This window comes from Variovorax sp. P5_A3 (genome assembly GCF_056400665.1).
Window position 1 is genome coordinate 60143 of sequence record NZ_JBFUKW010000015.1, and the last position, 11255, is coordinate 71397.

At 64.9% G+C, this 11255-nt stretch carries 12 protein-coding genes; 6 read left to right on the plus strand and 6 right to left on the minus strand.

Features of this window, described 5'->3' with window-relative positions:
• Positions 1 to 484 precede the first annotated feature (484 nt).
• Genes AC1D3B_RS22320 through AC1D3B_RS22330 form a run of 3 tightly spaced genes read left to right on the plus strand, consistent with a single transcriptional unit; the run spans position 485 to position 1934 of the window.
• Positions 485 to 883, plus strand: coding sequence for a hypothetical protein (locus AC1D3B_RS22320; protein WP_478192859.1), 399 nt, complete (start codon positions 485 to 487; stop codon positions 881 to 883).
• Between the two features lie 12 nt (positions 884 to 895).
• A complete protein-coding gene (locus AC1D3B_RS22325) occupies positions 896 to 1450 on the plus strand; it encodes a hypothetical protein (RefSeq protein WP_478192860.1) in 555 nt (184 codons plus the stop codon).
• A gap of 46 nt (positions 1451 to 1496) precedes the next feature.
• Positions 1497 to 1934: a glycine zipper 2TM domain-containing protein gene (locus AC1D3B_RS22330; protein WP_478192861.1), complete on the plus strand. Its 438-nt coding sequence runs from the start codon at positions 1497 to 1499 to the stop codon at positions 1932 to 1934.
• Here the strand turns inward: AC1D3B_RS22330 and AC1D3B_RS22335 are convergent.
• From AC1D3B_RS22335 to AC1D3B_RS22360, 6 genes are all read right to left on the minus strand, one after another.
• Positions 1889 to 2128 (minus strand): hypothetical protein, encoded by a 240-nt coding sequence (locus AC1D3B_RS22335; RefSeq protein ID WP_478192862.1) that lies wholly within the window; start codon positions 2126 to 2128, stop codon positions 1889 to 1891. The two genes, AC1D3B_RS22330 and AC1D3B_RS22335, sit on opposite strands and share 46 nt — an antisense overlap.
• Positions 2125 to 3084, minus strand: a complete 960-nt coding sequence (locus AC1D3B_RS22340) for a formylglycine-generating enzyme family protein (RefSeq protein ID WP_478192863.1) — start codon at positions 3082 to 3084, stop codon at positions 2125 to 2127. The genes AC1D3B_RS22335 and AC1D3B_RS22340 overlap by 4 nt, the downstream gene beginning before the upstream one ends.
• Positions 3085 to 3186: 102 nt before the next feature.
• Positions 3187 to 4065 (minus strand): sensor histidine kinase, encoded by an 879-nt coding sequence (locus AC1D3B_RS22345; protein WP_478192864.1) that lies wholly within the window; start codon positions 4063 to 4065, stop codon positions 3187 to 3189.
• Positions 4066 to 4103: 38 nt separating this feature from the next.
• Positions 4104 to 4775, minus strand: coding sequence for a response regulator transcription factor (locus AC1D3B_RS22350; protein WP_478192865.1), 672 nt, complete (start codon positions 4773 to 4775; stop codon positions 4104 to 4106).
• 448 nt (positions 4776 to 5223) lie between these two features.
• The gene (locus tag AC1D3B_RS22355) at positions 5224 to 6153 is read right to left on the minus strand and encodes an SMP-30/gluconolactonase/LRE family protein (protein WP_478192866.1); all 930 of its coding nucleotides are present in this window, start codon (positions 6151 to 6153) and stop codon (positions 5224 to 5226) included.
• Between the two features lie 329 nt (positions 6154 to 6482).
• Complete coding sequence (locus AC1D3B_RS22360; protein ID WP_478192867.1) at positions 6483 to 7442, minus strand: LysR family transcriptional regulator; 960 nt, start codon at positions 7440 to 7442, stop codon at positions 6483 to 6485.
• Positions 7443 to 7530: 88 nt separating this feature from the next.
• On the opposite strand from AC1D3B_RS22360, the gene AC1D3B_RS22365 reads away from it, so the two are divergent.
• The 3 genes from AC1D3B_RS22365 to chvE all read left to right on the plus strand — a co-directional run bounded on the left by AC1D3B_RS22365 (position 7531) and on the right by chvE (position 11231).
• Positions 7531 to 8982 carry an aldehyde dehydrogenase family protein gene (locus tag AC1D3B_RS22365; protein WP_478192868.1) on the plus strand — a complete coding sequence of 484 codons (1452 nt, stop codon included), beginning with the start codon at positions 7531 to 7533 and terminating at the stop codon, positions 8980 to 8982.
• Between the two features lie 48 nt (positions 8983 to 9030).
• Positions 9031 to 9996, plus strand: coding sequence for an ABC transporter substrate-binding protein (locus tag AC1D3B_RS22370; protein ID WP_478192869.1), 966 nt, complete (start codon positions 9031 to 9033; stop codon positions 9994 to 9996).
• A gap of 161 nt (positions 9997 to 10157) precedes the next feature.
• Positions 10158 to 11231: a multiple monosaccharide ABC transporter substrate-binding protein gene (chvE, locus tag AC1D3B_RS22375; RefSeq protein WP_478192870.1), complete on the plus strand. Its 1074-nt coding sequence runs from the start codon at positions 10158 to 10160 to the stop codon at positions 11229 to 11231.
• Positions 11232 to 11255: the final 24 nt, after the last annotated feature.

The following is an 11255-nucleotide window of genomic DNA, read 5'->3' on the forward strand; positions in this document are numbered from 1 at the left end:
CCATGTGAACTATTGCGGATCGGATTCGACTTTCGTTCCGAGGTGTCGCGCCTCGCACGAAAGCGCTGGCGCCGTTGCCTCGCACCGCGATGTGCATTGCGGCGCGGGTCGCTTGGTCGCCGGCGGAATCCCGGCAATTGCCCGAAGGTGCAGGCGCGCTTGCCCGTTGGGCCAATTTGCAGCTTTCACGCCCACACCCAAGATCGGTGCGTCTCCATACGCGACGAGGAACTCCAGAAGCAGCTCGTCGATCCGGTGGCCGACCTCGTGACCTTGCCGTTCCAGTGGAGGAATGAAAAACGATCGAGCCAGCGCTGGACAGTGCCGCTCGGCGTGTCATATTCGCTGCTGGTCAAGCCGGAGAGCTTTGATCCGATGAACTTCGTGGCGGGGGCGGTTACAACGTCATCCGGCCGGACAATGCATCGGATTGGTTCGTGCGCTGTCAAGTCAATATCATTCTGCCGAAATGAGGAGTCCAAAAATGCGAGTCAACGAGGGATTGAGGGGGATGGCAATCGTCGTGGCGATGCTGGCGGCGGTGCCGGCCATGGCGAGGCCGCTGGACATCTACAACGGGATGCGCGACCTGCCGATCACGCACTTCAAGAAGGTCGACATCGACCTGATGACCAAGACGGTCAATCGCACCATGGACAGCGGCGAAGACGGTGTCACGGTCAAGTGGGAGAGCCCCGGCACGCCCAACAGCGGCTCGGTCACCCCTCTCAAGGATCCGCAGGGGCGCGCGGGATGCCGGCTGGCACGCATCGAGAACAGCCACGGCTCCCTGCAGAACACGGCCACCTACATCCTGTGCAGGAACCAGGACAAGAGCACCGCCAAGGCCACGCCCTGGAAAGTGGTCGGACTTGCCAACTAGCGCGGAGCCGCCATGAACTTGCGCTTGGTCCTGTTGGTGCGTGGTGCTTTCAGCGTGTTGTTCGCGCTGTACGTGCTGGTCGCGCCGCCGGTGGCCCAACTGGGGCAATTGCTGGGTCGCAATGGCTACTTCGGCTTCATCGACGGGGTCCTCGGCGTGACCCTGGCATTCGCGCTGAAAAGGTATCCACCGGCCCGATGGCTCTTCGCGCTGGCGCTGGCCGATGCGGTGGTGCGCATCGTGGTCGGCGTGGTGTCCTTCGCCTATCCGAACCTGGAGGAGCGCATCGTGGGCGCCGTGGCGTTCTTCGGCGCGCTCATCACCGTGTGCATCGCGCTGGGCGTCGTTGGCCTGATCTCGGTGATGGTGAACCGTGGCGCCTCGCCGGAGGGGCCGCGTGAAGGGCACATGCCCGCGGCCATCGCGAGCGTCTGCACGCTGGCCTTCGGCGCGGCCCTGATGTTCGGATTCTCGACCGTCGACGGTCGGCGAATGCTCGTTGGACTCTTCGCCCTGGCGTTGGGCCTGACGTTCCTCGTCACGGGCTTTCGCTTGAAACGCCCATGATTTCTTTCCCTGGCTGATCCCATAACTTCGAAGGAGCGATCTCATCATGACCCAACTTTTCTCACGCATTGCAGCCCTTGCACTGGCCCTCGTGCTGGCAGCCTGCGCGGCGCCGCAATCCGGCAGCTCGATGGAGGTGCGCCAGGGTGTGATCGAGCAGATCATGCCGGCGGACATCCAGAGTCCGTCGCACACAGGCGTGGGCGCTGTCGTCGGCGGCCTCACGGGCCTGGGCATCGGCAGCCTGATCGGCGGCGGCACGGGACGCGACGTCGCGATGGTCCTGGGCACTGTCGGCGGCGCCGTTGCCGGCGGCGAGATCGCCAAGCGCTACGACCGTCCCCAGCCGGGCCAGCAGATCATCGTTCGTACCAAGAGCGGCGTGCTCGTGACGGTGACCCAGCCGATCAACCCGGGCCTGCGTGTCGGCCAGCGCGTCTACATCGAAGGCGCCGGCGAAGGCGCGCGCGTCCTGCCGCAGTGATCGACCGGGCGACGTGAACCGAAGCACTTGGCCACGTTGCGCGCGGTTCTCGGCGGCGTGCTGATCGCCGCCTGCTGGGCGGTGATGGGGCGTCCGATACCGCCCTCGGTCGCCGCGGCGCCGAAGGAGGCCTGCATCATGGCCGGCCAGAGGGTGTGCCGCACGAGGCGCTTCGTCGTTGTTCTTTCTTTCATGAAGGCGTCTGTTCGCTTCGCACGATGCAGCGAAAACCCAGGTGGCAGGTGGCGGTGTCGATCGGCTGCGCCATCCGGGCGGCTGGGCGGTAGCGATGGCAGTAGTTGGGTGCGCAGAGGTGGGAGCCGCCCTTCATCACCCGGCGCGGAATGCGGATCTCGGGTGTTCGCGGGTCGTAGCTGTCGTCGATCGCGGCGCCGCGCGGGTTGTCGAGCGTGCAGCATGCGTGGGTGATCTTTCCGTGCTCCTGGTACCAGTCGGTGGTCCATTCCCAGACGTTGCCGGCCATGTCGTAGAGGCCGTACGCGTTGGGCGGGAAGGAGCCGACCGGTGCGGTGAACTCGTAGCCGTCCTGCAGCAGGTTCTGCCAGGGGAACTGGCCCTGCCAGGTGTTGGCCATCATCTTTCCGCGGGGGCTGAACTCGTCGCCCCACGTGTATTCGGCGCCTTCGAGGCCGCCGCGCGCGGCGTACTCCCATTCGGCTTCGGTCGGGAGTTCCTTGCCCGCCCACTTCGCGTAGGCTTCGGCATCCTCGAACGCGACGTGCACGACCGGGTGCTTCCACAGCCCTTGCAGCGAACTGCCGGGTCCGCGCGGATGTCGCCAGTCGGCGCCGCGCTGGTAGGTCCACCAGTTGTGGGGATTGCCCATGTCCACGGGTCCAGGTGTCTTCTGGAATACGACGGAGGAGGGCGCAAGCATCGCGGGATCGGCGCCGGGATAGTCTTCCGCCCTGGCCGGACGCTCGGCCAGCGTGACGTGTCCGGTCGCCTCGACGAAGCGCTTGAACTCGGTGTTGGTCACCGTGTGCGTGTCGATCCAGAAGCCCTTCACCGCGACCTTGTGGGTCGGTGCTTCCTCCGGATAGTGCTTGTCCGATCCCATCAGGAAGGTGCCGTCGGGAATCCAGACCATGCCCTCGGTCCGCGTTGCGCTCTTCAGTTCAGTCGTCATGATGGATCGCCAGTCTCAGTGAATCGATGATGGAGGCACCAGTGTGCATTGCCCATCGGCCCGATGGGCAGCAAGGCCTGCACTTTCGGGCAGCCGGCGCACCTAGGTCGACGGAATTCCGGCGGCGGCCTTGCGACGCGTCCGCTTGTGCGCCACGGCGATCGTCGGCAAGGACACCCTGAACAGCGTCCCCGCCTGTTCGTTGGATCCGACTTCGATCTTGCCGCCGTGCGCGTCGACGATGGTCTTCACGATGGCCAGGCCCATCCCCATGCCTTCGGGCTTGGTCGAATAGAAGACCTTGAAGATCTCGGGCAGCTTTCCGGCGCCCACGCCGGGTCCGCAGTCGGCGACCGTGAACACGGCGGTGCCCTTGTCGCCCTCTTCCGTCGTGACCTTGAGCGTTCGCTGGCCCGGCGGCAACTGGCCCATCGCCTCCATGCCGTTGGTCGCAAGGTTCACCAGCACCTGCTGGAGGTGCGTGCTGTCGCCCATGACAGGCAGCGGACCGGTTGCGAGATCGAACTGCAGGCACGTCTGGTGTCGCCTGGCGAGTTGGCCGAGCAGGCCCTTGCTGGTGGTGATCACGTCGTTCAGTTCGAGCATCGTGGCGTCGAGCGAGCGCCTGCCGAGCAGGGTCCTGAGCTTCTGGATGATCTGCTTGATCCGAATCACATCGTCGCGGATGTCCGTGAGGATGTTCCGGAGCTCATCGGCCGGCAGCGGCTGCTGCTTCCACAGGAGGGCGCCGGCATCCACGTTCGCGAGGATGGCGCTCAGCGGCTGGTTGATTTCGTGGGTGATGGACGCCGCGAGTTCATCGACGCCGTGGATCGGGCCGGAATTTCCCCTGTCCGGTCGTCGCTGCGCGGGCCGGCCCCCGATGGGCGCACGCCTCGCGCTCAACGAGGGCCAGAGACCGGCCAGCAGCAAGGCGATCAGCACGGAGACCGCGATCCCCGCGGCCGGCTTGGGCGACATGTGAATGGCGCCTGTTGAGGTCGGATACGCCAAGCGCCTCAGGCGCTGACGCGACCGTAGGAGGACTCGGGCACCGTGCCCAGTTGCCCGACCGCCCGGACCAGATCGGCCAGCGAGCTGACCTCCATCTTCTCCATGACGTGCGCGCGATGGGCCTTCACCGTGCGCTCGGCAGCGCCGAGTTCGGCGCTGATCTGCTTGTTCAGTGCGCCGTTGACGACCATATCGAGCACCTGGCGCTCGCGCGGGCTGAGCCGCGAGTAGCGCGTCTGCAATGCCGACAGCCGGCGATGTGCCTGGCGCCGTACGGCGTCTTCCTGGACGGCCTTGTTCACGACGGAGAGAAGCGCATCACCATCCACCGGCTTGAAGAGAAAGTCGGCCGCGCCGGCCTTCATCGCGCGGAGCGTCTCGTGCACCGTCGCCTCGGCGGTCACGAAGATCACCGGCAGTGGCTCGGGCTGCGTGGCGACCATTTCCTGCAGGTCCAGCCCGCTGGGGCCGGGCATGTGGATGTCCAGCACGAGGCAGCCCGGTGCGCTTCCGATGCCTTCGAGCAGCATTTCGCCCACGGATCCGTATTCCGCGACGCAATGTCCGGCAGCACGGAGCAGCCTCTGGACGGCACGCCTGAAGGACACATCGTCGTCGATCAGACGAATGATGGGTGTCTCCACCTCCGCTGGAATCAAAGCTGTCGGTTCACTCATTCCACATCTCCCGGGCCCGTCGCCCGGAGACGGCCCTGCAAGGTTGGCGCTGATACAGCGAGGATTCGAGGTGCATTGAACACGCAGCGAAGGTGCATGACAACCTGCCCTTTGGTGTAAGGCACTCCAAGGGGGCTTGAAAACGTAGCTATTTTGTCTTACGGAATGATGAGGGCGAAAGTAACGCTTCGTGGGGGGTGGCGAGCTGGGCGGCGAAGTCCTCGAAGCCGGTTGGCGTGCCGCTTCGGTGTGTGGAGCCAGCGTCCGAGTGGACCGTGTTCGCGTTAAAGGCGTGTGTCCTTTCGAGGTAGAGGCCGGCAAAGTTGGGTGGAAGGCCTGCGCCGACGAGCACGTCGGCCATCCCGGCGTCGGAGAGCCGGACGTAGGGCAGGCCGGGCTTGCCGATGCGCTCGCCCAGGAGGTCCGGCTGCGGGCGTGAGGGCCGCGCTCAGCCGCCGAACAGCGGTGCGGGCAGGCCGGGGACGTCGAGCTGTACGGCGAAGAGTCCGCCGGATTCGGGTTCGGCTTGGCGTTGTTCGGGCGTGAGGCCACTGGTTGCGCTGGTGATGTAGAGGGTGCGCAGATCGGGGCCACCAAAGGCGCAGTTGGTGATGTGGCTGGTCGGCAGTTTGATGCGGCAGATTTCGTCGGCGCTCACGGGGTCGTGGCAACTGACGCAGGCGCCGCCCCAGTGGGCGATCCAGAGGCGGCCGGCGGCATCGGTGGTCATGCCGTCGGGGAATCCGTCGCCGCGTGCAAAGCGGTTCCATTGGCGCTTGTTGGACAGGGTGCCGGAATCGCCGTCGAAGTCGTAGGCGTAGGTGCGGCTGGTGACGGTGTCGTTGAAGTACATCGTGCGGCCATCGAGCGACCAGGTCGGTCCGTTGGTGACTGCGAAGCCCTGGTCGTGGCGGGTGCAGCGGCCGTCGGGGTCGAAGCTGTAGAGCGAACCGGTCGGGGCCTCGCATGCGGCGTCCATGGTGCCGCCCCAGAAGCGGCCCTGGGCGTCGCACTTACCGTCGTTGAAGCGGTTGGCGGTGAGTTCGGGTTCGGGTTGATGCAGGTACTTGGGTGGGACGTCTGGCGTCGCCGGGTCGAAGAGGGCGAAGCCGCGGCGCAGGGTGACGATGAGGCCGGGTTCGTGGGCGCGTTCGGCGACGGCGGAGATTTCCTGGTCGAAGTTCCAGGTCGACTGGGCATTGCTGGCCGGGTCGAACCGGTGCAGCTTGCGATCCAGGATGTCGACCCAGTAGAGCGCCTGCTCGCGCTGCGACCACAAGGTGCCTTCGCCCAACGTCGCAGCAGCGGGCCAGATGCAACGCGGGGCTTCTAGGATTGCCGGGGTCCGGGGGCAGGCGGTCGATTGTGTTGTGTTCAAAGTCTGTCTCCTCGTGTGAGTGGTGCCTGCTGCGACAAAGCCCGCACTTTGTACTTTTCTGGGGGGTATGGGAAGTCTGCGTGCGTTGGGGAGGGCGCCCGGCAGGCGGTGCGGCCTGGGCGACCCCGCTACGCCGGCCCTTCGGGCTCCCTTCCGGTGCTCGCTTCAGGCGGGGTCCGCGCAAACTCGCCTGCGGCTCAAACACGCGCGGCCCTTATCCGCCTGAAGCTCCGCTCCTCAGCGGCGCAGAGGGGTCGCCCAGGCCGCACCGCCTGCCGGGCTCTGTGGGTGAACAACGGTTGTGGGCGTCTCGAACGTCGACGGCCATTTCAATCAACCTCAAGCCGCCGTCCATAAGCACTGAAGCTCTGAACCTTCAAAGCCTTCATCATCACCTTGGCCGCAGGCGACAACAGTCGGTCCGTGCGCGTGATGATCCCGAACGCATCCATGTGGCACGGCATATCGACAGGCAGCAGCGCCACGATGCCATGCGCCGCGTAGTAGCGCGCCACATCGGTTGCGAGCACGGCCACCATGTCGCTCTGTTGCAGCATGCGCGTGATGAAGAGCAGGGCGGCTGTTTCGATCACGTTGATGGGCGGTGCGAGTCCTTCCTCCTGGAACATGAGTTCGAATCGATGGCGCAGCACGCTGCCCGCTGGCGGGACGATCCAGCCCGCCGACACCAAGTCGCGCAGTCCGAGGCCCGTCATGCCCAGGAGGGGATGCCCCGGTCGCACCAGTGCGCAGACAGGTTCCTCCGTGAGCGCCTCGTAGCGAATATTCGTCTTGTCGTGCTCCGCGAAAAGGCGCGCCACCAGCAGATCGAGCTTGCCCTGTTCGAGCCGCTCCAGCAGCACCGGACTGGTCTCGATGTCCAGCGAAATGCGAAGGTTCGGATGGTCGCGCTTGACCGCCGCGACCGCTGGCGGCAGCAACACCAGGCCCGGCGCAGTGATCGCACCGATGTTCACCTGCCCGGCACTGCCCGCCTTGAGCGCGGTGAGTTCGTCATGTGCCTGGTTGAGGCTCGCGAGTGCAATTCGGGCATGTCGGATCATCGTCTCGCCATACCAGGTGGGCCGCATGCCGCGCGGCAGGCGGTCGAACAGCGGGACCTCGAGCACGTCTTCCAGATCCTTCAACAGCTTCGAGGCGGCCGGTTGCGTCATGTTCAGGACCTGCGCGGCCCGATGGATATTGCCCTCTTCGGCAAGGGCCACGAGCAGCAGAAGCTGCCGGGTCTTGAGTCGCGCACGGATGAACCAGTGCGTGTAGTTGGTCATGGGGTTTACCTGAATGCTGGTTCTGGTATCCATTCCATCCAAATAATGATTGGAAAGATATTGGTGCGATTCCTACACTCGCCCCACTTTGAAGCGAAGTGATCTCCAACAGAATGCACGGCAGTTCATCAACGGCCGCTGGGAGACGGGTGTCACCACGGGCATCAGCGAAAACCCGTCCGACACCCGCGAAGTGGTCGCGGAATATGCGCGTGCCGACCGCAACCAGACCGAGTTGGCAATCCGCGCCGCGGCCGATGCATTTCCCCACTGGAGTCTGACCACGCCGCAGCGGCGCGCCGACGTGCTCGACCAGATCGGCAGCGAAATCCTCGCCCGCCGCGAAGAACTCGGCGCGCTCCTCGCCCGCGAGGAAGGCAAGACACTGCCCGAGGCCATCGGCGAGGCGGCGCGCGCCGGGCACATCTTCAAGTTCTTTGCCGGCGAGGCATTGCGCGGCGATGGCCAGACCGTCGCTTCCGTGCGACCCGGCGTGCAGGTCGACATCACGCGCGAGCCGCTCGGCGTTGTCGGGCTCATTGCGCCTTGGAACTTTCCGCTCGCGATTCCGGCATGGAAGATCGCACCGGCCCTGGCCTATGGCAACAGCGTGGTGTTCAAGCCGGCCGAGCTGGTGCCGGCCTGCGGTTGGGCTTTGGCCGAGATCATCAGTCGCGCGGCACTGCCGGCCGGCACCTTCAACCTCGTGATGGGCAGCGGGCGCGAGGTCGGTCAGACCATCGTCGACAGCCCGCTGGTGGATGCGATCAGCTTCACCGGATCGGTGGCGACCGGCGAACACGTCCTGCAGGCCGCCATGCGCCGGCATGCCAAGGTGCAACTGGAGATGGGCGGCAAGAACCCGCTGGTGGTGCTTGCCGATGCCGACCTCGACCGGGCCGTCGACTGCGCCGTGCAGGGCGCGTACTTCTCGACCGGTCAGCGCTGCACGGCGTCGAGCCGCCTCATCGTCGAGGCGCCTGTGCATGACGCCTTCGTGGCGCGCGTGCGCCATCGGCTTGCGGCGCTCAAGATCGGGCACGCGCTGGCACAGGGCACCGACATCGGGCCGGTGGTCGACAGACACCAACTGGAGCGAAACCTCGCCGCGATCGAAGCTGCGAACGCGGAAGGCGCCGAGCATGTGGGCGGAGGCGAACGCGTCAACCGCGCGACGCCGGGCTACTACATGAATCCGGCACTGTTTCTGGCGCGGCCCGAGCACGGCGTCGCGCGCGACGAGATCTTTGGCCCCGTCGCCTGCGTGCTGCGCGCCGACGACTACGAGCACGCGCTGGCGCTGTCCAACGACACGCCCTTCGGCCTGTGCGCCGGCATCTGCACGACGTCGCTGTCGCGCGCGATGCATTTCAAGCGCCATGCCAAGGTCGGCATGACCATGGTCAACCTGCCGACCGCCGGCGTGGACTACCACGTCCCCTTCGGCGGGCGCAAGGCATCGAGCTACGGACCGCGCGAGCAGGGCCGCCATGCCGCGGAGTTCTACACCACCGTCAAGACCGGCTACGTGCTGGCCTGAGCGACAAGAGAAGAAAAGTTTCTTTCACCACGTCAACCAGGAGACAACATGAAACTGAACCGTCGCACGCTCAACATCGCGCTCGCGAGCGCGTCCCTGTCCTCGCTGCTACCCGCCACGGCGTTTGCGCAGAAGAAGGTCGTCCTGGGCTTTGCCCAAGTGGGCGCGGAAAGCGAATGGCGCACTGCCAACACGGAGTCGATCAAGTCGGCCGCGAAGGAGTCCGACATCGATCTCAAGTTCTCCGATGCACAGCAGAAGCAGGAGAACCAGATCAAGGCGATCCGCTCGTACATCGCGCAGAAGGTCGACGTCATCGCCTTCTCGCCGGTGGTCGAGTCGGGCTGGGAAACCGTGCTGAAGGAAGCCAAGGCCGCCAACATCCCGGTGGTGCTGACCGACCGCTCCGTCAACACCAAGGACGACTCGCTCTATGTGACCTTCATGGGTTCGGACTTCGTCGAGGAAGGCCGCAAGGCCGGCCGTTGGCTGGTCGAGAAGGAGAAAGGCAATGCGGGTCCGATCAACATCGTCGAACTGCAGGGCACGGTGGGCTCGGCGCCGGCGATCGACCGCAAGAAGGGCTTCGAGGAAATCATCAAGTCCGATCCGAAGTTCAAGATCATCCGCTCGCAGACCGGCGACTTCACCCGCGCGAAGGGCAAGGAGGTGATGGAAGCCTTCCTGAAGGCCGAGGGCAAGAAGATCAATGTGCTCTACGCGCACAACGACGACATGGCCATCGGCGCCATCCAGGCCATCGAGGAAGCGGGGATGAAGCCGGCACAGGACATCATCATCATCTCGATCGATGGCGTGAAGGGCGCCTTCGAGGCCATGATGGCCGGCAAGCTCAACGTGTCGGTCGAATGCAGCCCGCTGCTTGGCCCGCAACTGATGAGTGCCGTGAAGGACATCAAGGCCGGCAAGCCGCTGCCGAAGCGCATCCTGACGAAGGAAGGGATCTTCCCGATGGAAGTCGCGAAGGCCGAGTTCCCGAATAGGAAGTACTGACCCCCGTTGCTTGCCCACTTCGTGTGGCCGCCTCCCCCCTTCCTGGGGGCGCTGCCTGCGGCCCGGCGGAGCCGGTTCCGCGGCAGCCTGCGAGGGGCGGCGCGCTTCGCGGCCGCCTGGCTTGAGGGCAGTGGATCTTTTTTTACCTACAGGAGACTGAGATGAAGCGAAACTTTTTGAAGACACTGCTTGCGGGTGCTGCGGCGACCCTGGTTTTCGGCGTGGCGCCGCTGGTTCATGCGCAGGAGAAGGGGCTGGTGGCGATCTCGATGCCTACGAAGTCGTCGGCGCGGTGGATTGCGGATGGGTCGAACATGGTCAAGTACTTCAACGAGAAGGGGTACAAGACCGACCTGCAGTACGCCGATGACGACATTCCGAACCAGCTCGCGCAGGTCGAGAACATGGTGACGAAGGGCGCGAAGGTGCTGGTGATCGCGGCGATCGACGGGACCACGCTGTCGGATGTGCTGCAGAAGGCCGCCGACAAAGGGGTGAAGGTCATCGCGTATGACCGGCTCATCAAGGGCTCTAAGAATGTCGACTACTACGCGACCTTCGACAACTACCAGGTCGGCGTGCTGCAGGCCAGCTACATCGAGCAGGCGCTGAAGCTCAAGGAGGGCAAGGGCCCCTACAACATCGAGCTCTTCGGCGGATCGCCCGACGACAACAACGCCTTCTTCTTCTACAACGGCGCGATGTCCGTGCTCAAGCCCTACATCGACAGCGGCAAGCTGGTGGTGCGCAGCAAGCAGATGGGCATGGACAAGGTGTCGACCCTGCGCTGGGACGGCGCGGTGGCGCAGGCGCGCATGGACAACCTGCTGTCGGCCTACTACACGAAGGACCGCGTGGACGCCGTGCTCTCACCCTATGACGGACTGTCGATCGGCATCATTTCCTCGCTGAAGGGCGTAGGCTATGGCACGGCGCAGCAGCCGATGCCGGTGGTGACGGGGCAGGACGCCGAAGTACCCTCGGTGAAGTCGATCCTGAAGAAGGAGCAGACTTCCACCGTGTTCAAGGACACGCGCGAACTGGCCAAGGTCACGGTGGGCATGGTGGATGCGATGCTCGCGGGCAAGCAGCCCGAAGTGAACGACACCAAGACCTACAACAACGGCGTGAAGGTCGTGCCTTCATACCTGCTCAAGCCGGTGAGCGTCGATGCGTCGAACTGGAAGCAGACGCTGGTCGACAGCGGCTACTACAAGGAGAGCCAGATCAAGTAGGAGACAGGGTGAACGAAGTCATTC

Excerpts from the sequence above, each read along its gene's own strand:
- AC1D3B_RS22320 (WP_478192859.1), top strand. The coding sequence starts at position 485 with ATGCGAGTCAACGAGGGATTGAGGGGGATGGCAATCGTCGTGGCGATG.
- AC1D3B_RS22325 (WP_478192860.1), top strand. The coding sequence starts at position 896 with ATGAACTTGCGCTTGGTCCTGTTGGTGCGTGGTGCTTTCAGCGTGTTG.
- AC1D3B_RS22330 (WP_478192861.1), top strand. The coding sequence starts at position 1,497 with ATGACCCAACTTTTCTCACGCATTGCAGCCCTTGCACTGGCCCTCGTG.
- AC1D3B_RS22335 (WP_478192862.1), bottom strand. The coding sequence starts at position 2,128 with ATGAAAGAAAGAACAACGACGAAGCGCCTCGTGCGGCACACCCTCTGG.
- AC1D3B_RS22340 (WP_478192863.1), bottom strand. The coding sequence starts at position 3,084 with ATGACGACTGAACTGAAGAGCGCAACGCGGACCGAGGGCATGGTCTGG.
- AC1D3B_RS22345 (WP_478192864.1), bottom strand. The coding sequence starts at position 4,065 with ATGTCGCCCAAGCCGGCCGCGGGGATCGCGGTCTCCGTGCTGATCGCC.
- AC1D3B_RS22350 (WP_478192865.1), bottom strand. The coding sequence starts at position 4,775 with ATGAGTGAACCGACAGCTTTGATTCCAGCGGAGGTGGAGACACCCATC.
- AC1D3B_RS22360 (WP_478192867.1), bottom strand. The coding sequence starts at position 7,442 with ATGACCAACTACACGCACTGGTTCATCCGTGCGCGACTCAAGACCCGG.
- AC1D3B_RS22370 (WP_478192869.1), top strand. The coding sequence starts at position 9,031 with ATGAAACTGAACCGTCGCACGCTCAACATCGCGCTCGCGAGCGCGTCC.
- chvE (WP_478192870.1), top strand. The coding sequence starts at position 10,158 with ATGAAGCGAAACTTTTTGAAGACACTGCTTGCGGGTGCTGCGGCGACC.